The organism is Streptomyces sp. SLBN-8D4 (assembly GCF_049739545.1).
Lineage (GTDB): Bacteria > Actinomycetota > Actinomycetes > Streptomycetales > Streptomycetaceae > Streptomyces > Streptomyces canus_C.
In genome coordinates, this window is the sequence record NZ_JBMGQC010000001.1 from 5,876,225 (window position 1) to 5,900,387 (window position 24,163).

At 71.5% G+C, this 24,163-nt stretch carries 15 protein-coding genes and 1 pseudogene; 6 read left to right on the top strand and 10 right to left on the bottom strand.

Features of this window, described 5'->3' with window-relative positions; translation table 11 throughout:
- Position 1: 1 nt before the first annotated feature.
- Both RKD20_RS26725 and RKD20_RS26730 read left to right on the top strand, forming a co-directional pair.
- Positions 2-517 (top strand): DUF6912 family protein, encoded by a 516-nt coding sequence (locus RKD20_RS26725; protein ID WP_020121292.1) that lies wholly within the window; start codon positions 2-4, stop codon positions 515-517.
- Positions 518-605: 88 nt separating this feature from the next.
- The gene (locus RKD20_RS26730) at positions 606-1,271 is read left to right on the top strand and encodes an HAD family hydrolase (RefSeq protein ID WP_020121291.1); all 666 of its coding nucleotides are present in this window, start codon (positions 606-608) and stop codon (positions 1,269-1,271) included.
- A 49-nt stretch (positions 1,272-1,320) separates the two neighbouring features.
- Here the strand turns inward: RKD20_RS26730 and RKD20_RS26735 are convergent, their stop codons facing one another.
- Positions 1,321-1,887, bottom strand: coding sequence for a DJ-1/PfpI family protein (locus RKD20_RS26735; RefSeq protein WP_424879928.1), 567 nt, complete (start codon positions 1,885-1,887; stop codon positions 1,321-1,323).
- A 515-nt stretch (positions 1,888-2,402) separates the two neighbouring features.
- Here RKD20_RS26735 and RKD20_RS26740 point away from each other — a divergent pair.
- Entirely contained in the window at positions 2,403-7,355 is a 4,953-nt protein-coding gene (locus RKD20_RS26740; RefSeq protein WP_424879929.1) for an NAD-glutamate dehydrogenase, read from the top strand.
- A 108-nt stretch (positions 7,356-7,463) separates the two neighbouring features.
- On the opposite strand, the gene RKD20_RS26745 is transcribed toward RKD20_RS26740, so the two are convergent.
- Positions 7,464-8,285, bottom strand: a complete 822-nt coding sequence (locus RKD20_RS26745) for an ABC transporter ATP-binding protein (protein WP_424879930.1) — start codon at positions 8,283-8,285, stop codon at positions 7,464-7,466.
- Positions 8,278-9,195, bottom strand: a complete 918-nt coding sequence (locus RKD20_RS26750; RefSeq protein WP_351988409.1) for an ABC transporter permease — start codon at positions 9,193-9,195, stop codon at positions 8,278-8,280. Before RKD20_RS26750 ends, RKD20_RS26745 begins: the two co-directional genes overlap by 8 nt.
- A gap of 312 nt (positions 9,196-9,507) precedes the next feature.
- Between RKD20_RS26750 and RKD20_RS26755 the strand changes: the two genes are divergently transcribed.
- Positions 9,508-10,146, top strand: a complete 639-nt coding sequence (locus tag RKD20_RS26755) for a TetR/AcrR family transcriptional regulator (RefSeq protein WP_424879931.1) — start codon at positions 9,508-9,510, stop codon at positions 10,144-10,146.
- Positions 10,147-10,324: 178 nt separating this feature from the next.
- Here the strand turns inward: RKD20_RS26755 and RKD20_RS26760 are convergent.
- Together RKD20_RS26760 and RKD20_RS26765 are read right to left on the bottom strand one after the other, a co-directional pair.
- A pseudogene (locus tag RKD20_RS26760) lies at positions 10,325-11,258 on the bottom strand (ADP-ribosylglycohydrolase family protein).
- Positions 11,259-11,456: 198 nt separating this feature from the next.
- Positions 11,457-11,870 carry an organic hydroperoxide resistance protein gene (locus tag RKD20_RS26765; protein WP_007382439.1) on the bottom strand — a complete coding sequence of 138 codons (414 nt, stop codon included), beginning with the start codon at positions 11,868-11,870 and terminating at the stop codon, positions 11,457-11,459.
- A gap of 121 nt (positions 11,871-11,991) precedes the next feature.
- Here RKD20_RS26765 and RKD20_RS26770 point away from each other — a divergent pair, with 121 nt between their 5' ends.
- Together RKD20_RS26770 and galE are read left to right on the top strand one after the other, a co-directional pair.
- The gene (locus tag RKD20_RS26770; RefSeq protein WP_424879932.1) at positions 11,992-12,468 is read left to right on the top strand and encodes a MarR family winged helix-turn-helix transcriptional regulator; all 477 of its coding nucleotides are present in this window, start codon (positions 11,992-11,994) and stop codon (positions 12,466-12,468) included.
- 125 nt (positions 12,469-12,593) lie between these two features.
- Entirely contained in the window at positions 12,594-13,574 is a 981-nt protein-coding gene (gene galE, locus RKD20_RS26775) for a UDP-glucose 4-epimerase GalE (RefSeq protein WP_424879933.1), read from the top strand.
- A 92-nt stretch (positions 13,575-13,666) separates the two neighbouring features.
- Here galE and RKD20_RS26780 read toward each other — a convergent pair whose 3' ends face one another.
- From RKD20_RS26780 to RKD20_RS26800, 5 genes are all read right to left on the bottom strand, one after another.
- Positions 13,667-15,925: a bifunctional glycosyltransferase/CDP-glycerol:glycerophosphate glycerophosphotransferase gene (locus RKD20_RS26780; protein ID WP_424879934.1), complete on the bottom strand. Its 2,259-nt coding sequence runs from the start codon at positions 15,923-15,925 to the stop codon at positions 13,667-13,669.
- 139 nt (positions 15,926-16,064) lie between these two features.
- On the bottom strand, positions 16,065-16,973 hold the full coding sequence (locus RKD20_RS26785) for a carbohydrate ABC transporter permease (protein WP_424879935.1): 909 nt from the start codon (positions 16,971-16,973) through the stop codon (positions 16,065-16,067).
- Positions 16,970-18,313: a carbohydrate ABC transporter permease gene (locus tag RKD20_RS26790; RefSeq protein ID WP_424879936.1), complete on the bottom strand. Its 1,344-nt coding sequence runs from the start codon at positions 18,311-18,313 to the stop codon at positions 16,970-16,972. Before RKD20_RS26790 ends, RKD20_RS26785 begins: the two co-directional genes overlap by 4 nt.
- Before the next feature lie 4 nt (positions 18,314-18,317).
- Complete coding sequence (locus RKD20_RS26795) at positions 18,318-19,709, bottom strand: ABC transporter substrate-binding protein (protein ID WP_424879937.1); 1,392 nt, start codon at positions 19,707-19,709, stop codon at positions 18,318-18,320.
- Between the two features lie 192 nt (positions 19,710-19,901).
- On the bottom strand, positions 19,902-23,933 hold the full coding sequence (locus RKD20_RS26800; protein WP_424883329.1) for an FHA domain-containing protein: 4,032 nt from the start codon (positions 23,931-23,933) through the stop codon (positions 19,902-19,904).
- Positions 23,934-24,163: the final 230 nt, after the last annotated feature.

Here is a 24,163-nt window from a genome sequence, read left to right on the forward strand (position 1 = left end):
CATGCGCGTCTACGTCCCCCTGACCCTCTCTGGTCTCGCCGAGGCGTACAAGACGGGTGAGCTGGGGGCCGGACCGCTCCTCGCCTACGCCGTCACACCCGCCCTGCGCGAGTGGTACCTCTCCGACGACATCGAGGAACTGGAGTACGCGGCGCTGAACCGGGCCGCGCTCGCCTCGCTGCGGCTGCTCGCCGCGGACGCCGGGGCCGTACGGCGCCGCGTCGTGGTGGCCGTCGACGTGGCCGACGGGGCGGCGGTCGCCGATCCCGACCGGGCGCTGGATCCCGCGGCGCTCGGCGAGGTACGGGTCGCCGGGGCCGTGAAGCTGGCCAAGGCCGCCGCGGTGCACGTCGACTCGGAGGACGCGGTGGAGGACGTCACCGCCGCCGTGGACGCGCTGGCGGCGGCGGACGCCGGGGACGACGACGCGCAGTTCGTCGTGGACGGGGCCGAGGACCACGAGCTGCTGTGGTTCGCGACGCAGGAGATCCCGAACCTCGTGGGGCTGGGCGGCTGAAGCCGTCTCCCGCCGTGCCGGGGCGCGGCTTTACCCGTCTTGACCTGCTGGTCTCTTCATTGTCAGTGGGGGCGGGTACGTTTTTGACATGGGGAAGCTGACAGGGGCGCACATCGTCTGGGACTGGAACGGCACGCTGTTCCACGACAACGACGCGATCATCGGGGCGACGAACGCGGCGTTCGGCGAGTTGGGGCTCGCGCCGATCACGATGGAGCAGTACCGGGCGCTGTACTGCGTGCCGGTGCCGAAGTTCTACGAACGCCTGCTCGGCCGGCTGCCCACCGACGCGGAGTGGGAGGTCATGGACGAGACCTTCCACCGGTACTACGCCGAGCACCGGGTGGGGTGCGGGCTCACCGAGGGCGCGGTGGAACTGCTCATGGGGTGGCGGTCGGCCGGACGCAGCCAGTCGATCCTCAGCATGTACGTGCATGACGAACTGGTGCCGCTGGTGCGCGGGTTCGGGATCGAGGCGCACTTCCTGCGGGTGGACGGGCGAACGGGACCGTCCGGGGGGAGCAAGGCGGAGCACATGGAGCGGCATCTCGCCGCGCTGGTGGATGTGGACGCCGCCCGGACCGTGGTGATCGGGGACGCCGCGGACGACGCGGTGGCCGCGATGCGGGTGGGGGCGCGGGCCGTGCTGTACACCGGGGGGTCGCACAGCCGGGCCAGCCTCGAAGGGGTGGGCGTGCCGGTGGTGGACACCTTGGCGGAGGCGGTCGCGGAGGCCGAGCGAATAGCGGCATGACCGGTTTACGCCGGTCCCGCGACCACGACGGCATGCGCCACCCCGTCGGCTAGGTCACCGGTGCCTTAGCCCTGAGCACCTTCAGGAACTCCCGCATCCAGCCCGGGTGGTCCGGCCAGGCGCGGGAGGAGACCAGGGTGCCGTCGACCACCACCTCGGCGTCCTGGAAGGCCGCTCCGGCCGACTGCATGTCGGGCTCCAGTGCCGGATAGGCCGTGACACGTCGACCGCGGAGCCCGTCGATCGCGGCGGTGAGCAGGGGGCCGTGGCAGATCTGGGCCACCGGCTTGTCCGCGTCGAAGAAGGACTTGAGGATCTTGCGGAGCTCGGGGTCGTTGCGCAGGTACTCGGGGGCGCGGCCGCCGGGGATGACGAGAGCGGCGTACTCCCCGGCCTCGACCTCGGCGAAGGCCAGGTCGGCGGGCCAGGTGTAGCCGGGCTTCTCGGTGTAGGTGTCGAAGCCGGGTTCGAAGTCGTGGACCACGAAGCGGAGCTGCTTGCGGGCGGGAGCCGCGACATGGACGTCGTAGCCCTCCTCGCGGAGGCGTTGGTAGGGGTACAGGACCTCCAGTGACTCTGCTGCGTCACCGGTGACGATGAGGATTTTTGCGGTCATGTCGGCAAAGTGCACCGTCGGGACGCGCTTGCCAAGAGGGTGTGCGAAGGCGAGGGGAGAAAGTCATGGCCTGGATGCGGCGTAGACACTGTGCAGAGTGTCAAAGTTCCACCCCTGGTTTTGTACACATACGGCTCATGACGGCCCCCCTGTGAGGGGCGATAGCCTGGGTGGCGTGATCAGCGCGATAGTTCGCGGGGGCGCTGTGGCCCCCGCCCCGCGCCCGGTTCGCACGGAACACCTCCGTGGCCGGGCGGCGGCCGCTGGTCCTCGCGGGCGGGACGGGGCCGTAAGGGCCCTCATGACGCCGAATACGCCCTCGTCACCGACGCGGCAGAGAGCAGCGTCACACCTGACGGGCGTGTCGAGAATGGCTGATATACCCCCGCTCATCTCACCTTGCGGCATAGCGTCGGAGCAGACCGGAGACCCCGGGCCGTGGCGTCGAGCCGCAGGGGAAGAGACCGTACTTTCTTCTACGTCACGCAACGGCGCGCGACAGGAGCCAGAGGACAATGCAGACCAAGCTGGACGAAGCCAAGGCCGAGCTGCTCGGGAGGGCTGCCCGGGTAGCTGAGAACAGCCCGGTCGGGGGGCACCTACCGACTGGGACGACGGACGACGAGACCCCCCGCACCCCGGACACCCCGGACAGCGAGACCGTGCTCGCGTTCCTCCAGCGCTACTACCTGCACACGGCACCGGAAGACCTCGCCGACCGCGACCCGGTCGACATCTACGGAGCCGCTCTCTCCCACTTCCGGCTGGGCGAGACGCGCCCGCAGGGCACGGCCAACGTGCGGGTGCACACGCCCACGGTGGAGGAGAACGGCTGGACCTGCACCCACTCGGTCGTCGAGGTCGTCACCGACGACATGCCCTTCCTCGTCGACTCCGTCACCAATGAGCTGACCCGGCAGGGGCGCGGCATCCATGTCGTCATCCACCCCCAGGTCATCGTCCGCCGCGATCTCACTGGCAAGCTGATCGAGGTCCTCGCCGCCCCGCCCTCCGCGGGTGACCTCCCGCACGACGCGCACACCGAGTCCTGGATCCACGTGGAGATCGACCGCGAGACCGACCGCGGTGACCTGAAGCAGATCAACGCCGACCTGCTGCGCGTCCTGTCGGATGTCCGGGAGACCGTCGAGGACTGGGAGAAGATGCGGGACGCGGCCCTGCGGATGGCCGACGAACTGCCCGCCGAGCCCGTCGCCGCCGATCTGCGCGACATGGAGATCGAGGAGGCCCGCGAGCTGTTGCGCTGGCTGGCCGACGACCACTTCACCTTCCTCGGCTACCGGGAGTACCAGCTCAGGCCGGACGACTCCCTCGCGGCCGTGCCCGGCACCGGCCTCGGCATCCTGCGCTCCGACCCGCACCACGCCGGCGAGGAGGGCCACCCGGTCAGCCCGTCCTTCGAGCGGCTGCCCGCCGACGCCCGCGCGAAGGCGCGTGAGCACAACCTGCTGGTTCTGACCAAGGCGAACAGCCGGGCAACGGTGCACCGGCCGTCGTACCTCGACTACATCGGGGTCAAGAAGTTCGACGCCGACGGCAATGTCATCGGCGAGCGACGTTTCCTCGGGTTGTTCTCCTCCGCCGCGTACACCGAGTCGGTGCGCCGGGTTCCGGTCATTCGGCGCAAGGTGGACGAGGTGCTCGAAAGGGCCGGTTTCTCGCCCAACAGCCACGACGGCCGCGACCTGCTCCAGATCCTGGAGACCTACCCGCGCGACGAACTCTTCCAGACCCCGGCCGACGAGCTGGAGTCCATCGCCACCTCCGTCCTGTACCTCCAGGAGCGGCGGCGGCTGCGGCTCTACCTGCGCCAGGACGAATACGGCCGTTACTACTCGGCCCTCGTCTACCTGCCCCGCGACCGCTACACGACCGGCGTCCGCCTGAGGATCATCGACATCCTGAAGGAGGAACTCGGCGGCATCAGCGTCGACTTCACCGCCTGGAACACCGAGTCGATCCTGTCCCGGCTGCACTTCGTGGTCCGCGTCCCGCAGGGCACCGAGCTGCCGCAGCTCAGCGACAGCGACAAGGAGCGCATCGAGGCCCGCCTGGTCGAGGCCGCCCGCTCCTGGGCCGACGGCTTTGCCGAGGCACTCAACGCCGAGCTCGGCGAGGAGCGCGCCGCCGAACTGACCCGCCGCTACGGCAACGCCTTCCCCGAGGGCTACAAGGCCGACCACACCCCGCGCTCCGCGGTCGCCGACCTCGTCCACCTGGAGCGGCTCGGCGAGGAGAACGACTTCGCGCTCAGCCTCTACGAGCCGGTGGGCGCCGCCCCCGAGGAGCGCCGTTTCAAGATCTACCGCAAGGGCGACGCCATCTCCCTGTCCGCCGTGCTGCCGGTCCTCAGCCGGCTCGGCGTCGAGGTGACGGACGAGCGGCCCTACGAACTGCGCTGCTCGGACCGCAGCATCGCCTGGATCTACGACTTCGGCCTGCGCATGCCCAAGTCGCAGAACGGCGGCGGTGACTACCTCGGCGAAGACGGCCGCGAGCGCTTCCAGGAGGCCTTCGCCGCCACCTGGACCGGCAAGGCGGAGAACGACGGCTTCAACGCCCTGGTGCTGAGCGCCGGTCTGGGCTGGCGCCAGGCGATGGTGCTGCGGGCGTACGCCAAGTACCTGCGCCAGGCGGGCTCGACGTTCAGCCAGGACTACATGGAGGACACCCTCCGCCACAACGTCCACACGACCCGGCTGCTCGTCTCGCTGTTCGAGGCGCGGATGTCGCCGGACCGCCAGCGCGCAGGCCATGAACTCGTGGACGCACTCCTGGAGGAGCTCGACGCGGCGCTCGACCAGGTGGCCTCGCTGGACGAGGACAGGATCCTGCGCTCCTTCCTGACCGTCATCAAGGCGACCCTGCGCACCAACTTCTTCCAGGAGGCCGCGGGCGGCAAGCCGCACGACTACGTCTCCATGAAGTTCGACCCGCAGGCCATCCCCGACCTGCCCGCGCCGCGCCCGGCGTTCGAGATCTGGGTCTACTCGCCGCGCGTCGAGGGCGTGCACCTGCGCTTCGGCAAGGTCGCGCGCGGCGGGCTGCGCTGGTCCGACCGGCGTGAGGACTTCCGCACCGAGATCCTCGGCCTGGTCAAGGCGCAGATGGTGAAGAACACCGTCATCGTGCCGGTCGGCGCCAAGGGCGGCTTCGTCGCCAAGCAGCTGCCCGACCCGTCGGTCGACCGGGACGCGTGGCTGGCCGAGGGCATCGCCAGCTACAAGATGTTCATCTCGGCCCTGCTCGACATCACCGACAACATGGTCGCCGGTGAAGTCGTCCCGCCCGCCGACGTCGTACGGCACGACGAGGACGACACCTACCTCGTCGTCGCCGCCGACAAGGGCACCGCGACCTTCTCCGACATCGCCAACGGGGTCGCGGAGTCGTACAACTTCTGGCTCGGCGACGCCTTCGCCTCCGGCGGCTCGGCCGGCTACGACCACAAGGGCATGGGCATCACCGCCCGTGGCGCCTGGGAGTCCGTCAAGCGGCACTTCCGCGAGCTGGACCTCGACACCCAGTCCGAGGACTTCACCGTCGTCGGCATCGGTGACATGTCCGGTGACGTGTTCGGCAACGGCATGCTGCTCTCCGAGCACATCCGCCTCGTCGCCGCCTTCGACCACCGGCACATCTTCATCGACCCGAAGCCCGACGCGGCCACCTCCTACGCCGAGCGCCGCCGCATCTTCGACCTCCCGCGCTCCAGCTGGGCCGACTACAACACCGAGCTGATCTCCACGGGCGGCGGCGTCTTCCCCCGTACCGCCAAGTCCATCCCGGTCAACGCCCACGTCCGCGAGGCCCTCGGCATCGAGGACAAGGTCACCAAGATGACCCCGGCCGACCTGATGAAGGCGATCCTCAAGGCTCCGGTGGACCTGCTGTGGAACGGCGGCATCGGCACCTACGTGAAGGCGTCCACGGAGACCCACGCGGACGTCGGCGACAAGGCCAACGACCCGATCCGCGTCGACGGCGCCGACCTGCGCGTGCGGGTCGTCGGCGAGGGCGGCAACCTGGGCCTGACCCAGCTCGGCCGGATCGAGTTCGCGCTGCACGGCGGCAAGATCAACACCGACGCCATCGACAACAGCGCGGGCGTGGACACCTCCGACCACGAGGTGAACATCAAGATCCTGCTCAACGGCCTGGTCACCGAGGGCGACATGACGGTCAAGCAGCGCAACAAGCTGCTCGCCGAGATGACCGACGAGGTCGGCCGCCTGGTCCTGCGCAACAACTACGCGCAGAACACCGCCATCGCCAACGCGCTCGCCCAGTCCAAGGACATGCTCCACGCCCAGCAGCGCTTCATGCGCCACCTGGTGCGCGAGGGCCACCTCGACCGGGCCCTGGAGTTCCTGCCCACCGACCGGCAGATCCGCGAACGCCTCGGCGCCGCACAGGGTCTGACCAGCCCGGAGACGGCCGTCCTGCTGGCGTACACGAAGATCACGGTCGCCGAGGAGCTGCTGCACACCTCGCTCCCGGACGACCCGTATCTGCACGGTCTGCTGCACACGTACTTCCCGAAGGCCCTGCGGGAGCAGTTCCCGGAGCACATCGACAACCACCCGCTGCACCGCGAGATCACCACGACCGTCCTGGTCAACGACACGGTCAACACGGGCGGTACGACCTATCTGCACCGCCTGCGCGAGGAGACCGGCGCGTCGCTGGAGGAGATTGTCCGGGCGCAGACCGTGGCCCGCGCGATCTTCCGCTCCGGAGTGGTGTGGGACGGGGTCGAGGCGCTCGACAACCAGGTCGAGGCCGCCGTACTGACCCGGATCCGCCTGCACTCGCGCCGGCTCGTCGAGCGCGGCACACGCTGGCTGCTCAACAACCGGCCGCAGCCGCTCCAGCTCGCCGAGACCGTCGAGTTCTTCGGCGACCGCGTCGAACAGGTGTGGTCCCAGCTGCCCAAGCTGCTGCGGGGCGCCGACCTGGAGTGGTACCAGAAGATCTACGACGAGCTGAGCGGCGCCGGAGTCCCCGACGAACTCGCCACGCGCGTGGCCGGGTTCTCCTCGGCCTTCCCGACGCTGGACATCGTCTCGGTGGCCGACCGCATGGGCCGCGACCCGATGGACGTCGCCGAGGTGTACTACGACCTCGCCGACCGTCTCCACATCACCCAGCTCATGGACCGCATCATCGAGCTGCCCCGCGCCGACCGCTGGCAGTCCATGGCCCGTGCCTCCATCCGCGAGGACCTGTACGCGGCCCACTCGGCTCTGACGGCCGACGTACTGGCGGTGGGCAACGGCACGTCCACTCCCGAGCAGCGCTTCAAGGCCTGGGAGGAGAAGAACGCCCCGATCCTCAGCCGGGCGCGCACCACCCTGGAGGAGATCCAGAGCTCGGACGCCTTCGACCTGGCCAACCTGTCGGTGGCGATGCGCACGATGAGGACGCTGCTGAGGCAGCACTCGTAGGCGATACGAGGACCGCGATATGACGACCGCGATACGACGACGAGGGCGCCCCGGGCCATGTGGCCCGGGGCGCCCTCGCTCATCCGGTCGTCCGTCCCGTACGGATTCTCAGGCGGCGACCTTCGGCTGCGGCTTGGCCTTGTCCGGGCCGCCTGTGAAGTCCTCGTAGGCCGCCAGGACCTCGTCGGTGGGGCCGTCCATGCGCAGTTCGCCGCGCTCCAGCCACAGCACCCGGTCGCAGGTGTCGCGGATCGACTTGTTGCTGTGGCTCACCAGGAACACCGTGCCCGCGTGCTTGCGGAGTTCGCGGATGCGCTGCTCGGAGCGCTTCTGGAAGGAGCGGTCGCCGGTGGCGAGGGCCTCGTCGATGAGGAGGACGTCGTGGTCCTTGGCGGCGGCGATGGAGAAGCGCAGGCGGGCCGCCATGCCGGAGGAGTAGGTGCGCATCGGGAGGGTGATGAAGTCGCCCTTCTCGTTGATGCCGGAGAAGTCGACGATCTCCTGGTAGCGGTCCCTGACCTGCTCGCGGGACATGCCCATGGCGAGCCCGCCGAGGTGGACGTTGCGCTCGCCGGTGAGGTCGTTCATCAGGGCCGCGTTGACGCCGAGGAGGGAGGGCTGGCCGTCGGTGAAGATCCGGCCGTTCTCCACGGGGAGCAGGCCCGCGACCGCCTTGAGCAGGGTCGACTTGCCGGAGCCGTTGGTGCCGATCAGGCCGATCGCCTCGCCCTTGTAGGCGACGAACGACACGTTCTTGACGGCGTGCACCTTGCGTACGCCCGACGCCTTCTCGACCTGTCCCCGGCGCAGCATGCGGTTGAGGGCTGCGGTCGCGGAGCCCTTGCCGGCGCCGGTGCCGTTGACGCGGTAGACGATGTCGACGCCGTCGACGACGACGGTGGGGATCTGGTCGTTCTCGATGTCAGCCACGGCCGTACGTCTCCTCAGCCTTCCAGAAGTAGATGAAGCCGCCGACCCCGGCGACCAGCGCCCAGCCCACCGCGATCGCCCACACGTGGTGCGGCAGCTGGCTGGCGTGGAAGCTGTCGATCAGGGAGTAACGCATCAGGTCGATGTAGATGGCGGCCGGGTTGGCCTGGAGGACGGGCACCACCCAGGACGGCCAGTCGTGGTGGCCCTTGGCCAGCTTGTCGATGCTCCACATCACACCGGAGACGTACATCCAGGTGCGCAGGACGAACGGCATCAGCTGCGCGATGTCCGGCGTCTTGGCGCCCATCCGCGCCATGATCATGGAAACGCCCGCGTTGAAGACCGACTGCAGGACCAGTGCCGGGACCGCCAGCAGCCAGGACGCGGCGATCGGGACACCGAAGCAGAGCAGGATGACGACCAGGGCGGCCATCGAGAACAGCAGCTGCTGGAGCTGCTGGAGGGCGAACGAGATCGGCAGCGCGGCCCGCGGGAAGTGCAGGGCGCGCACGAGGCCCAGGTTGCCGGAGATCGCGCGGGTGCCCGCCATGATCGAGCTCTGTGTGAACGTCCAGATGAACACGCCCGTGACCAGGAACGGGACGTAGTCCGGCACATTCCTCTTCGTGCCCAGCAGCACGCCGAAGATGAAGTAGTAGACCGCCGCGTTCAGCAACGGGGTCATCACCTGCCAGACCTGGCCCAGCTTCGCCTGGCTGTACTGCGCGGTGAGCTTGGCGGTCGAGAACGCGGTGATGAAGTGGCGCCGTGCCCACAGCTGACGGACGTAGTCGGGCAGGGAGGGGCGGGCGCCGCTGACCGTGAGGCCGTGCCGGGCGGCCAGGGCCGAGAGGTCGTCGTCGGCCGGGGGCGCTGTCGGGGGCGGTGTGTCGAGGACCTGGCTCACATCCGCTGCTTTCACTCGGGGGGTGGGGGTGGTGCGCGTGCGGTTGGCGCGCCCGTCGTCCGGCGTTTCCTTACGTGACTCTTTACGTTCTCTTACGTCGGGACGGGACCGTATCGTCGCAACGTGAGAGTAGGACGAGTGAGCGTCGGAACGCAACCGTTTCGTCGTGACGAACGACGTTGGAACGTAACCGTTTCGTCGTCACCCGTCACGTTGGAACGTAACCGTATCGTCGTGGCGTGCGCCGGTGCGTCGGCACGGTTTCGTCCCGACCGCCCGCGTCGGAACGGGACCGTTTCGTCGCTACGCCCTATGCTGGTCCGCATGACGACCAACGCCGACGCGCCGCAGACCCGTACGCGCCGCCGTGCCCCGGCAGGAGCCGCCGTACTCCGTGAGGATGTGACGGAAGCCATTCGGGCGGCCGTATTCGAGGAGCTCGCGGCGTCCGGGTACGCGCGGATGTCGATCGAGGGCATCGCGCGCCGCGCGGGCGTCGGCAAGACCGCGGTCTACCGCCGTTGGCGTTCCAAGCTGCACCTGGTCCTCGACGTCGTGTCGGAGATCGCGGTGATGGGTCTGCCGGTGCCGGAGACGGGCTCGCTGGAGGACGACCTGCGGATGCTGTACGAGGTGACGTCCCGGGCGCTGCGGCACCCTGTGGCCTCGCAGATCATCCCGGACCTCCAGGCCGAGGCGGCCCGTAACCCCGAGATCGCCGAGGCCCTGCAGAACGCGTTGCAGAAGGGTCAGGAGGGTGTCGCCAGCAAGATCATCTCGGCGGCGGAGCGGCGCGGCGAGCTCCGCACCGGCTTCAACGACGAACTGGCGCTCGATCTGATCTCCGGCCCCTTGTACTGGCGCTCGGTCGTGATCCGCAGCCCCAAGCTGCCGAAGGGGTATCTCGCGGCGCTGGCCCGGGCGACGACGGAGGCACTGAAGGCGCTCTGAGCCTCGGCGGCCGGGACCGTCGGTGGCCGGGACTGTCAGTGGCCGGGACTGTCAGTGGCCGGGACCGTCGGCGGCCGGGCTGTCTGAGGGCTGCCTGCGGGCAGGCGGGGGTGACTGGCCTCGCCCGCGAGGGGAGCCGCATGGCGACAAAGGCCCGCGCCCCTTCCGGGCGCTGCCGTCAGCCGGTGAGGAGACGGGTGAGGGCCACCAGGTCGGCCGTCCTCAGCACCCGGTCGGCGAAGCCCGGCAGGGGCACGTGCAGGGGTGTCGTCCAGCGCTCCGGGACGGCCGTGACGCCGTACACCGCTCCGGCCAGGCCGCCCGTCACCGCGGCCACCGTGTCCGTGTCGCCGCCCAGGTCGATCGCGGCGCGTAGGGCTGTCTCGTACGAAGTCGTCGTACGCAGCGCCCAGACGGCGGAGCCCAGGCAGGGCCATACGGCACCGTTGAACTCCGTGGCCTGGTCCGGGTGCCAGTCGGGGGCCAGGACGGTGGCGTAGCGCCCGCGGTGGTCCGGGTGGACCGCGTCAAGGGTGGCTTCCACGGCGTCCAGCGGGTTGTCGCCGGCCAGGGCCACCCGTACCAGTTCGTGGAAGACGGCCGTGACCTCCCAGGCGGCCCGGTCGCCGTGGGTGAGGGCGGCCAGGCGGCGGGCCGGCGGCCATGGTGGCCTCGCGGCCGTGGGCGGCGAAGTGCACGGCGGACGGGGCCGCGCGCATCAACGCGCCGTTTCCCGCCGCCCGTTGGTTCACCTGGAAGTGGAGGGCGGCAGCGCTGTCCCAGGGGTCGCCGCTGCTCAGCACGGCCTCGGTCTGGAGGCCGATGTCCTTCGGCTCCGCCGCCGCCCATTGCCGGAACCGCCGGAAGACGTCCGCGAGTTCGAGACCGCCGCACTCCACCAGGGACTCGGCGACCAGGACCGCCATCTGCGTGTCGTCGGTCGCCTCGCCCGGATCCCAGCCGCCGCCCCCGCACATCTCGCCGCCGTGCCCCGGCTCCGGAAAACGGCCCGAGAAGGCACCCTCCGGCCCGAACTCGAAGGGGGCACCCAAGGCGTCCCCCACGGCGGAACCGACGACGGCGCCCAGGGCGCGTTCTGCGCGAACGACCATCCGCGCAGGCTAGCCCTGAGCGGTTATGGCGTCCCGCGCGGGCTTGTTCCGAGCTGTCAGGGCGTCCGCGCGGACAAGCCCTGAGCCGTTGCGGCCTCCCGCGCGGGCCTGTGTCAAACCGCTGTGCCCGTGCGGGAGGCCGTGACAGCCGCTGCGACCCGCCGTCCGCTCCGGCCCCGGACGGTCGGATCCCCAGCCCTACTCGATGACGAGGTCGACCTCGATGTTGCCGCGGGTGGCGTTGGAGTAGGGGCAGACCTGGTGGGCCTGCTCGACGAGCTTGCGGCCGGTCTCGGCGTCGACGGAGTCGGGCAGCTCGACGCGGAGGGCGACCTTGAGGCCGAAGCCCTCGCCCTGCTTGCCTATGCCGACCTCGGCGGTGACGGCGGCGTCGCTGACGTCCACCTTGGCCTGGCGGCCGACGAGACCGAGGGCGCTGCCGAAACAGGCGGCGTAGCCGGCGGCGAACAGCTGCTCCGGGTTGGTGCCCTGTCCGTTGCCGCCCAGCTCCACCGGCGGGGCCAGCGCGACGTCGATCTTGCCGTCGTTCGTGTAGGCGCGGCCGTCGCGGCCGTGGGTGGCGGTGGCGACAGCGGTGTAGAGCGCGTCCATGAAAACCGTCCCTCTCGAAGTTCGTTCCGGCGGCTCTTCCTCGGCCGCCCTCACGGCGATAAGTAGAGCACACAATTCAATTGTGCACAACTAAATGGCTCGCAAGGGCTATCCTGGATGCATGGACACGTCCCCGGCCACCACCGACTGGCTCCGCCTCGACCAGCAGATCTGCTTCTCCCTGAACGCGGCCTCCCGCGCCTTCGGCAGCGTCTACCGCGTGATCCTCAAGGACCTGGGGATCACCTACCCGCAGTACCTGGTGATGCTGGTGCTGTGGGAGCACGGCGACCTGCCGGTCAAGAAGCTCGGCGAGCACCTGCGGCTCGACTCGGGCACCCTCTCCCCGCTCCTCAAGCGACTGGAGGCGGCCGGCCTCGTCCGGCGCGAGCGCAGCGCCCGCGACGAGCGCTCGGTGGAGGTGCGGCTCACCGAACAGGGCGTCGCCCTGCGCGAGCGCGCGGAGCGGGTGCCCCGCCGGATCGTCGCGGCGACCAGCTTCGACGTGGACGAGATCAGCGCCCTGCGGGCCCGCCTCGACCAGCTCACCTCGGCACTGGACGCGGCGGTGCACGCCGAGCTGCCCGACAAGGACTGAGAGGGCTGAGAGGGCTGATAGGGCTGATAAGGCTGAGAGCCCTGACGACGGTGGCGCCGCCCCGACCCGGCCGCCTGGTTCACTGATACGCGCACACGGGTCAACCGAAGAGGGGACGGCCGTACATGACCTGGCTGATCACCGGCGGCGCCGGCTACATCGGGGCGCATGTCGTGAGGGCGATGACCGGGGCGGGCGAGCAGGCGGTCGTGTACGACGACCTGTCCACCGGCATCGCCGGGCGAGTGCCGGCCGGCGTGCCGCTGGTGACGGGTTCCACGCTGGACGCCGAGCGGGTCGCGCACACCCTGGCGGACCACGAGGTCACCGGTGTGGTCCACCTCGCGGCGAAGAAGCAGGTCGGCGAGTCGGTGGACCAGCCACTGCACTACTACCGGGAGAACGTCGAGGGCCTGCGCGTCCTCCTGGAGGCGGTGACGACCGCCGGGGTCCCCTCCTTCGTCTTCTCGTCCTCCGCGGCGGTGTACGGCATGCCGGACGTCCCGCTGGTGACGGAGCGGACCCCGTGCGCGCCGATGTCCCCGTACGGCGAGACCAAGCTGGCGGGGGAGTGGCTGGTCCGCGCCACGGGCCGGGCGAGCGGCCTCGCCACCGCGTGCCTCCGCTACTTCAACGTGGCGGGCGCGGCGAGCCCCGACCTGGCCGACACGGGCGTCTTCAACATCGTCCCGATGGTCTTCGAGAAGCTCACCCAGGACGCGGCCCCGCTCATCTTCGGCGACGACTACGACACCCCTGACGGCACCTGCGTCCGCGACTACATCCACGTCGCCGACCTGGCCGAGGCCCATGTGGCCGCCGCCCGCGCCCTGCAGTCCTCCCCGGGACGCGAGCTCACCGTCAACATCGGACGCGGCGAGGGTGTCTCCGTCCGCGAGATGATCGACCGCATCAACGCCGTCACCGGTTACGACCGCCCCCCGACCGTCACTCCCCGCCGGCCCGGCGACCCGGCCCGGGTCGTCGCCTCCGCCGACCTCGCGGCCATGGAACTCGGCTGGAAGGCCAAGCACGATGTCCAGGACATGATCGCCTCGGCCTGGGAGGGATGGGTGCGGCTGCATCCGGAGGCGGCTCGGGGCTAGCGGCGGCGCCTGCGCCCCGGCCGCCCCACCGGACGCCAGGTGGACGGACGGGTCGGTGTGGGATGGGACGGGCTGGACGGCACGGGCCCCTCCTAACGGGTCTCGGTGACGGGCGAGTGCGTCGCGGGGCGGGGCACGGTGGCCAGCGGGGAGCGGTCGAGCGCCGCCGCCGCCGACGGCACCGGGTGGCGCTCCGCGAGCGGCACCATCGCCGGCGACCCGGTCTCGCCCAGGACGACATGGCGTACGACCCGTTCGGCGGCGCGGCCGTCGTCGTACGGGCAGAAGCGTTCGCGGAACGCCGAGCGCAGCTGGGTGGAGCGGGAGCCGCGCCAGTGGCCGGTGGCGAAGATGTCGATCAGTTCGTCCTCGCTGCGCGCGACCGCGCCCGGCGCGAAGGACCGCAGGTCGAAGTAGGTGCCGCGGGCCGCCTCGTACGCCTCCCGGTCGTCGGCGTGGATCACGATCGGGCGGTCCAGGCCCGCGTAGTCGAACATCAGGGACGAGTAGTCGGTGACCAGGGCGTCCGAGGCGAGGCACAGGGACTCGACGCTCGGGTGGTCGGTGACGTCGACGACCCGGCTGGTCGCGGGGGAGACGAGCGGGCCGCCGTGGCGGTGGTGGGCGCGGGCCAGCACGACGAAGCGGGGGCCAAGGCGGCGCAGGACGCGGTCCAGGTCGAGGGTGGCGTGCTGGGTGCGGCGGTAGTCGCGGTGGGTGGGCGCGTACAGGATCGCCACCGAGCCCTCGGGGATGCCCAGGGACTCGCGCAGCCGCCGTACGTCCTCCGAAGTCGCCCGCTGGAACACGTCGTTGCGGGGACAGCCGTAGGGGAGCGTGGTGTAGCGGCCGGGGTAGACCCGCTCCCAGGTCAGGGTGGTGTGGCGGTTGGGGGACAGGAGGTAGTCCCACTGGTCGACGCCGCTCAGCATCGCCTCGAAGTCCAAGTCCTGTGCCGCCGCCGGGCGTTCCTGGAGGTCCAGGCCCATGTGCTTGAGGGGCGTGCCGTGTTGAGTCTGGACGAGGACCTGTCCGGGGCGCTTGACCAGGCGGCGGTCGAAGTCGGTGTTGTCGACCAGGTACTTGGAGCGGGCCAGCGCCGTCCAGTGGGCGGCCGTGCCCGGGCGCAGCCTGCGGGTGGCCGTCGGGATGGTGTGGTGGTGCTCCGGGCGGGCGATCCACGCGGTGCGGATGTGCGGGGCGAAGGTGCGGAACGCCTCCTCCAGCGCGCCCGGGTTGCAGCCGTGGCCGCGGCCCCCGTACGCGGAGAAGACGGCACGGTCCTCGCGCAGCGGGAGACGGAGCTGGACGCGGTAGTGGAGCCGGAGGGCCGCCGCGTGGAGGGACTTGGCGAGGCGTACGACCGGGCGGGCGGTCCGGCGGCCGAGGCTCCGGGCCAGTTCCGCGAGCCGTTGGGTGCGGTAGAGGCCCAGGCGGATCACCGTGTGGCGCAGCCGGGAGCGGGCCGGGACCGGGTGGCCCGCGATGCGGTGGGCGCGGTAGTGGTCGCGGGCCCGCCGCAGGAACTCGGCGCGGGTGCCGCGCGGGAGGCGGCCCCGGTCGGTGAACACCGCCGAGAGGTGGTCCACCATGCGGCGGAACAACACCGGCCGCCACTGGGCGAGTTCGGGGCGCGCGTCGACGTACGCGAAGACCCTGTCGTACTGGTCGAAGAGGTCGAAGTGGCCGGCCCCGTCGAGGGGTTCGCCCCCGCGGTGCCGCCGGTGGTGGACGCAGACGCGGTCCAGGGTGGCGATCGACTCGGCGGCCGTCAGGGCCGGGTAGGTCCAGGGCAGGTCCGTGTGGTGACCGGCCGGGAAGGAGAGGCCCGCACGCTCGACGAACTCCCCGCGGTACGCCTTGTTCCAGGCCACCGGCGGCACCCGCAGCAGCCCCGGGCGGTCCTCCAGACGGAACGGCGCAGGACCCTGCTCGGTGAGCCGGCCCGCGAAGGCGTCGCGGACCCTCTCGCCCGACCAGTGGACGAGCACGTGGTCGTGGACGAGGACGTCCGGCTCGCCGGTCTCCTTCAGCCGGTCGGCGATCGCCCGCAGCGCGTGCGGGGCGAGGGTGTCGTCGCCGTCGAGGAACAGCAGGTAGTCGCCGCTCGCCTCGGCCGTCCCGGCGTTGCGGGCCGGACCGAGCCCCGCGTTCTGCGCCAGGTGGACCGCCCGGACCCGGGGATCACGGGCCGCGAACTCGTCGATCAGCTCGCCGCAGGCGTCCGGTGAGCGGTCGTCGACCGCGATCAGCTCCAGATCCTCGCACGACTGTGACAGCACCGATTCCAGGCAAGCCGGCAGGTACGCCTGAACCTTGTACGCGGGGACGATGACACTGAACCTGGGCACGGCACATCCAAGGGTCGGCGCGGGCGTTCTGCCCGGGAACGCCCCACGGCGGCGCGGGGTTACGTTCCGTACGGCATTCGGGCGAACGCAAAGGGGCGGGCCGGCACCGGCCCGCCCCTCAATACGCCTGTCGCACGCGCTACTTGACCGCGCCCGCCATCACGCCGGACACGAACTGCCGCTGGAACGCGAAGAACACGATCAGCGGAATCACCATCGAGATGAACGCGCCCGGTGCCAGGACGTCGACGTTGTCGGCGAAGGCGCGCATCTGCGTCTGCAGGGCGACCGTGATCGGCTGGCTGTCGGCGTCCGTGAACACCAGCGCGATCAGCATGTCGTTCCACACCCACAGGAACTGGAAGATGCCCAGGCTCGCGATCGCGGGCCCGCCGAGCGGCAGCACCACCCTTGTGAACAGGCGCAGTTCACCCGCGCCGTCGAGCCGTGCCGCCTCCAGGAGTTCACGGGGGATCTCCGCGAAGAAGTTCCGCAGCAGGAACACCGCGAACGGCAGACCGAAGCCCGTGTGGAAGAGGACCACCCCGAAGATGTTGCCGAACAGGCCGATCTTGCCGAAGAGTTCGGCGATCGGGATCAGCGCCACCTGCACCGGCACCACCAGCAGACCGACCACGGCCATGAACCACCAGTCGCGGCCCGGGAACTCCATCCACGCGAACGCGTAACCCGCGAGCGCGCCGATGACGATGACCAGGAGCGTCGCCGGGACCGTGATCAGGATGGTGTTGACGATGGAGTGCGTGATGTCGCTGTTCTGCAGGAGCTTCTGGTAGCTGTCGAGGGTGAGTTGGGACGGCTCGCTGAAGACCTTCCACCAGCCGCTCGCCGTCAGGTCCTCCGGGCTGCGCAGCGAGGAGATCAGCAGCCCGATCGTCGGCACCAGCCAGAACAGGCCGACGACCACGAGGAGGACGCTGATCAGGCCGCCGCTGACGCGCTCGACGAGCCGTGAGCCCAGCGACTGCCTCGCCTTCACCCCGTTCGCCGTTGCCGTCTCCGGGAGCCTTTCGGCCTGAGTGGTCATCGCCGTACCTCCCGCCTGAGCCGACGAATGTTGAACCACATCACCGGGATCACCAGCAGCAGCAGGAACACCGAGATGGCGCTCGCGATGCCCGGCTGGTCCTCGGCGAAGCCCTTGCGGTACAGCTCCAGCGCGAGGACGTTCGCATCGTCCTGCGAGGAGCCCGGGGCGATGATGAAGACCAGGTCGAAGATCTTCAGGACGTTGATCATCAGGGTGACGGTGACGACCGCCAGCACGGGCGCGAGCAGGGGAACGGTGACCCTGCGGAAGACCTGCCACTCGCTCGCGCCGTCGACCCGGGCCGCCTCCAGGAGCTCCCGGGGGATGCCCGCGAGCCCGGCCGCGATCAGCACCATCGCGAAACCGGCCCACATCCAGATGTACGACCCGATGATCGCCGGTGTCACCAGCGACGGGCCGAGCCAGTCGAGCCCGTTGTAGGCCTCCTTGAAGTTGCTCGCCGGAAGCCGCAGTTGCGCCCCGTCGGCCTTCTCGGAGAAGGAGAACGTGCCGTCGGCCCCGGCCTTCGCCGTCTCGACGACCTTGCCGTCCTTGACCGCCTCGATCTTCATGCCGGGGTAGCCGAGTTCGGTCGGGTCGACGCCGCCGAGCGTGCCGACGCCCTTGCCGCGGGTGAAGTCCTGCCAGGTCGTGCCGGTGATCCGGCCCGGGTCCGCCTGGGGCGCCACGGCCTTCTTCGCGTCACCGGGCATCTGGTCCGGGGCGACACCGACCAGGGGCAGGGTGACGGTGCCGCCGGTGTGGACCGTGGTCTTGGTGATGAAACCGCCGCTCTGGGCCACCAGCGGCGAGTTGCGGCCCGGGTGGGCCTTCGGGAACGCCGAGGACTGCGCGAACGTGTCGTGCACGCCCACCCACACCGCGTTCGCGAACCCCTTGTCCGGGTCCTGGTCGTAGACGAGCCGGAAGATGATGCCCGCCGCCAGCATGGAGATCGCCATCGGCATGAAGACGACCAGCTTGAACGCCGTTCCCCAGCGGATCCGTTCGGTCATCACCGCGAAGATCAGACCGAGCGCGGTGGAGATCGTCGGCGCGAACACCACCCAGATGATGTTGTTCTTCAGGGCCGTGCGGATGCCGTCGTCGGTGAACAGGGCCTTGTAGTTGTCGATTCCGGCGAATCCGTCACCGGACTGGTTGTAGAAGCTGCGGACGATCGAGTACCCGATCGGGTAGACCACGAGCGCGCCCAGCAGCACGAGGGCGGGCAGCAGGAACATCGCTGCCACGGTCCTGCGTGTGCCGGTCACGCTCTTGCGCGACTTGGGGGAGGCAGGGGCCGGTGGGACCCCTGCCTCGGTGGCCGAGGTCATCGCGTCAGTTCCCGTAGGCGGCCGCCGCGTCGGCCTCCAGCTTCGCCTGCGTGCCCGCGATGTTCTTCGGGTTGGACAGGAAGTCCTGGAGCGCCTTCCACTCACCCTTGCCCGGAGTGCCGCCGAAGGCCTGCGGGGCCTGGTCGGACATGTCGAAGCGGAAGTCGTCGCCCGAGCCGATCAGCGCCTTGGCGATCTTCTGCTGCACCGGGTTCGGGTACGACGAGATGTCCACGTTCTTGTTCGGCGAGAGATAGCCGCCCAGCTTGGCCTGGATCGTCGCCGCGTCCGGGGAGGCCAGGAAAGTGGCCAGTGCCTGCGCCCCCTTGGAGTCCTTGAGGATCACGGCCGCGTCGCCGCCGGAGACCACGGGGGCGGTGTCGCCGACCTTCGGGAACGGGAACACCTTCGCGTCCGTGCCCACCTTGGCCTTTGCGGTCTGGATGTTGACCTGCGCGAAGTCGCCCTCGTAGACCATCGCCGCCTTGGGCTGGTCGCCGCCGGTGAAGGTCTGGGTCACCGAGGCCGGGAAGTCGGTCTGCAGCGCGCCCTTGGCGCCGCCCGCGACATAGTCCTTCTTGCCCCACACCTGGGCCAGCGTGGTCAGCGCGTTCTTCACGGACGGGTCCGTCCACTTGATCTCGTGCTTGGCGAGCTGGTCGTACTTCTCCGGGCCCGCCTGGGAGAGGTAGACGTTCTCGAACCAGTCCGTCAGGGTCCAGCCCTCGGCGCCGCCCACGGAGAACGGGGTCACGCCCGAGTCGTAGACCGTCTGGGCCGTGGTGAGCAGTTCGTCCCACGTCTTCGGTTCGGTGGCGCCCGCGTTCTCGAAGACCTTGGCGTTGTACCAGATCAGCGACTTGTTGGCGGCCTTGTAGTAGACGCCGTACTGGGTGCCGCCGACCTTGCCGATGTCCTGCCAGCCCTGCGAGTAGTTCTTGGCGAGCTCCGCCTTGGCCTCCGCGCCGAGGGGCTTGGCCCACTTCTTGTCCACGGCCTGCTTGATCGCGCCGGGCTGCGGGAGCATCGCGACGTCCGGCGGCTGTCCGCCCGCGACCTTCGAGCCCAGGAAGTTCACGATCGGGTCCTGGGCGGGCACGAAGGTCACCTTGGCACCGGTGCGCTTCTCGAACTCCGCAAGGACCTTCTTGAAGTTGGCCTGTTCCTCACCGCTCCAGACGGCGGCGACCTCCAGGCTCTGGCCGTTCAGTTTGGGGAGGGTGACCGTGGTGCCGGTCTCCTTGCCGCCTGTGGCGCCCGTGTCACTGCTCTTGTCGTCGTTTCCGCCGCATGCGGTGAGTGACAGGGCGAGGGCCGCCGCCAGAGCGGCGGCCGCCGATTTCGCAGCCCTGTTCGCTGACTTCGGCTTCCGCTGTGTGCTGGTGGTGCTGCGCATCACGACCCCGTTCTTCGTTCCTCGTCGAACGTTCGAGGGCTGTCCCGTGCGATCTGGTCTACGCCGGGGGGCCGAGGTCGGCAAGTGGGCGTCCACTGTCAAGCGGGTGATCGTAATGGCGTCGTGACCAGTGCCGGTGCGTTGTGGCATGCGTCGCCCGGGGGCGGTGCCCCCGGGACCCGTTGACGTCGTCTAGAGCAGTGACGGGACCTCTGCCGCTGCCACTTCCCGCGCTGCCCGTTCCAATGCACTCGCCAGCAGGGCAAGATCCGTCGGGCCGTTGCCCAGTTCCCGGACCGGGCGGCGGGCCGGGGGGTCGCCCATGCGGTCCCATTCCAGCGGGACGACCGTCGGGCGCAGGGTCGCGGTGCGGGGGATGCGGCCGGTGACCCGGCCCGCCTGGAAGGCCGTGATCCGGCCGTCGGGCCAGGTCAGCCGGCCGCGGCCGGGAGCCGGTTCGTCCGGGCCTGTGGCCGGGGTGTCCAGGGTGACGCGGAGAGTGGCCCGGCGGGCCGCTTCCGACTCGGCCGTACGGCCGCCAGGGCCGGTCGCGGCCACCAGGTGGACGCCCAGGCGCTCGCCCTCCCGGGACACCGCCTCCAGCGCGCGTATGACGGAGCCGGCGGCCGGCCTGCCCGGGGAGCCGAGGGGCGGGGAGACCAGGGCGTCCAGGTCGTCCACGATCACGACCAGACGGGGGAGCGGGGGTGCCGTGTCGGTACGACGGCGGGCCGCACCGGGGCGCAGGCGGATCGTCGAGCTGGGCGGCGAGTCGAGGTCGCCGGCGGACTGGTCGCCGGAAGGACCCGCGGTGCCCGTCGGGTTGCGGGGGGACGCCGTGCGCTGCGCGACCATGCGGCCCGACAGCGCCCGGCCGGTGTGCCACTCCGCGAAGTCGGAGCGGCCCAACAACTCCGCGCGCCGCTTCAGCTCGGCGCTCAGGGACTGGGCGAACTCCCGCATGCGGACCGGGTCGTTGGCGGTGAGGTGGGTGGTCACATGCGGCACGTCCGTGCACACGCGCAGGCCCTCGCCCTGGCCGCCGACGCCCACGCTGTCCCGGCCGTCCATCAGGACGACGCTGAGACGGTCGGGGCGCTCGGCCGCGGCCAGTGAGGCGACGACCGCCCGCAGCAGTTCCGTACGGCCGCTGCCCGCGGGGCCCTCGATCAGCAGATGCGGGCCCTCGGCCACGAGGTCGGCGCAGACCGGGCCGCGGGGTCCGGCCCCCAGCACCGCCCAGGCCCGGCCGCCGAACGACTCCGGGTCGTCGGCCGCGTCCGCCCAGCGGGTCATCAGCGACGGCGGGGTGGCCCGGGCCAGCCCCAGCTCGTCCAGCAGGCGCGCCGACTGGGGCAACGGCGAGGAGACGCGCGCGTGCCCCGCACCGGCCGTCCCGTCCGTCCGCAGCGGCGCCAGCGCCCGCGCGAACCGCTCGGCCCAGGCCGCGGAGACGGCGTCCACGGCGGCGACCGTGCCGTGGCCGACAGGAGTGGGGGTGGGGGCCGCGGTGAGGTGCAGGGTGTCGGCGTCGGTGCGCGGGCCCGGGCCGGCGGGACGGGCCTTGGCACCGCTGCGGGACGCGTCCGCGTGACGGGTCTCCGCCGGGCCGGGACGGCCGGGCCCGGGGTGGTTGCGGGAGGCGCCGGTGCCGTCGGTCTCGGCGCCCGCCTCCGCGGGAACCCCGGTCCGGGCCACCCGCATCAGCCGCAGTGCCGTCGCCACGTCCCCGCTGAGCAGACCGACCGCCCCGCACTCGCGGAAGGTCGGGGCCGCCGCGCACGCCGCCTCGTACGTGTCCGTCACCGGAGACGCGGGCGAGGCCGGGGCCGTCTCGGCCAGGCACACGATGTGGATGCCGGCCCGAGGGCCCTCAGCCGCCAGTCGCGCCACGGCCTTGCGCAGACCCGCGCCGCCGGGGTCGCCGTCCACGACGACCACGGTGTACGGCCCCGGGAAGCCACCGCTCGTCTCGTCCTCGGCGTCCCCCCGGGCCCAGGAGGGCCGTCGGGCGGTGTCCCGGGGACGGTCCTGCGGGACGGCGGAGCGGGCGGCCGGAACGGTCCTGCGCGCGGGGGCGAGCTCCGCGTCGGCCAGGTGGTCGTCCAGGCGCCGCAAGAGCTCGTCGGTGCGGGCCGCGGCCTGTTCGCGGTCGTGGGCGAGGAGGAGGCGGCAGTCCTGGCCGTGCCCCGGGCGGACATGGGGGAGCCAGCCCAGCCAGGACCACTCGGCGGTGCGCTCCTGCGCGGACCGGGAGCGGTCCGTGCTGATCAGGACGATCTCCAGGGTCTCGGGAGCATGCAGGGCGGCCAGCTGGGCCACCACCGCGCGGGCCAGCCCGGACAGGCGGGCGCGGGGACCGGCCAGGCCCAGGGCGCCGGCCTCGCGCAGATCCGCGGTGACCGGAACGGCCGGCAGCAGCCCCGAGCCGTCCGGGGCCGCCCGGTCGGCGGTGCCGAGCCGCACGGTGAGCGCCTCCGGATGCCCGGGCCCGCGCTCCCACAGGCGCGCGCCGGGACCCAGTGCCGTCAGCAGCAGGGCGGCCGGGTCGGGCCAGACCTCGGGCACCTGGCGCGCGTCGGCCGAGGGCACCGCGGTGACCGGCGCGGTCGTCCCGTCGTACGCCTCGTCCCGCTCGGGCGTCTCCTGTTCGCCCCGCCCCCCGGTCAGCCGCCGGGCCCACGCGGACAGCCCCCCTCGCCGCCGCACGCCCTGCGGTACGTCGGTCCCGCGCAGGGGGGTGCCCTTGCGGTTGCCCGCAGCGGGGGCGTCCGGGGAGTCGGGGGAGGGCTGGTCCTGGTCGGCAGGCGGAGGGGAGGGGAGGGCGGTGGTGCGCGTGACTTCGAAGGAGCCGAGCCCGGACCGGCCGCCGTGGGTGTCGCCGCCGGAATCCCTGCCGCGTCCGTCGCCGGGAGCGTCGGAGCGGACTCCGGCCCGGGGGTTGCCGTCGGTGTCCGGACGGCCGCCGCCGAAGTCGTCCCGGCGCTCGATCCGGGGTGCGCCGCCCTGTCCCGGCACGACGACCGGTGGCTCGGTGGGGCGGTGGCCCTGCGCTCCGGTGGATTCGGAGCCGCCGCCCGACGCGCCCCAGCTCCCGGAGCCGTAGGCGTGATGGGTCCGGTCGGTGGGCGGCTGGGGCGAGGTGTCGTCGCTTTCCCGGGCGCCGCCCCGCGCGCGTGCCGGGCCCTCGGTCGAGGCCGACGCGGCCCTGCCGGACCCGGCGCCCGCGGCCGCCGCCGACACCCTGCTCCGCGCGCGTGGCGTGTGCTCGGCCTGTCCGGGGACCGTGCCCGAGTCACCTCTGCGGTCCCCGGGGGCTTCCGTCGTCCCGCGCCCCTGGACGGCGCCCGGCGCGTACCCGGCCGGGCCGGATCCCGCGGCGGGCACGCTCGGTCCCTGCCGTCCGCCGCCCGGCTCACCGGCCGGTGCGGAAGCTCCGTGGGCCCGGCTCCCGCCCGGTGCGGGCCCGGGCCGGCCGACGCGCGCGGCGGAATCCGCGCCCCCGCGCCCCCGCTCGTCGCCCGGCACGGCCCCGGCCTCGACGGAGATCACCCGCACATGGCCCTCGCCGTCCGGTTCCGTCCCGAGCCGTCGCCCCCCGCTCGGCGACAGCCGGAGCACCGACTCGCCGATCCTCAGGAGCGCCCCCGGAGGGAACCGGACCGGACGGGTGCCCACGCGGGTGCCGTCCAGGGTCGTGCCGTTGGTGGAGTCGAGGTCGGCCACGGAGACGCGCCCGTCGGGGGCGACCGTGACCGCGCAGTGCAGGCGGGAGACGTCGGGGTCGTCCAGGGGGACGTCGGCGTCGGCGGAGCGGCCGATGTGGATCTGGCCGCCGTGCAGCAGATGGACGCCGCCGGCGTCGGGGCCGGCGACCACGTGGAGCCGGGTGGGGGCGTCGTCGAGCTCCGGGTGGGGCTCGGGGGCCGCCGGGGCGCCCAGGGACAGCACGGCACCGTCGATCAGCGGGGGCTCGCCCAGGGTGGCGCGCTGGGCGTCCAGCCGCTCACCGTCCGCGTACAGCACGACCGGACCGCCGCCGCGCTCCGTCTCGCCCGCGCGGGAAATCCCCCCGTCCCCCGGGACCGCCGAGGCGAGGGCCGTGGCCACCGCGGCCAGTGCGGTGCCGACGGGAGCGGTGACCAGCACGTCGCAGCTCGCGGCGCGGCCCCGGGCCCGGTCGGGCGGGCCCAGAGGGTCTACGACGGTCAGCCGGATCTGCATCGCCGTCAGCGGTCCCTTCTGCTCGGACGCGGACATCCCCACCCCGCACGAGCACCATCGGCCAGTACTGCAGGCATCCTCGCACCTGCCACTGACAACGCGCCCGTCGCCCGAGGGCAAGTGATCTTGATTGGTCAGCTCTGCCCCCAAAAGTGCCTGACCAGTGCAGCGTCGGCGATCACTTGAGATCGGTCACGTCAACGTCCGGCAACCAGGAGCCCCGGACGGAG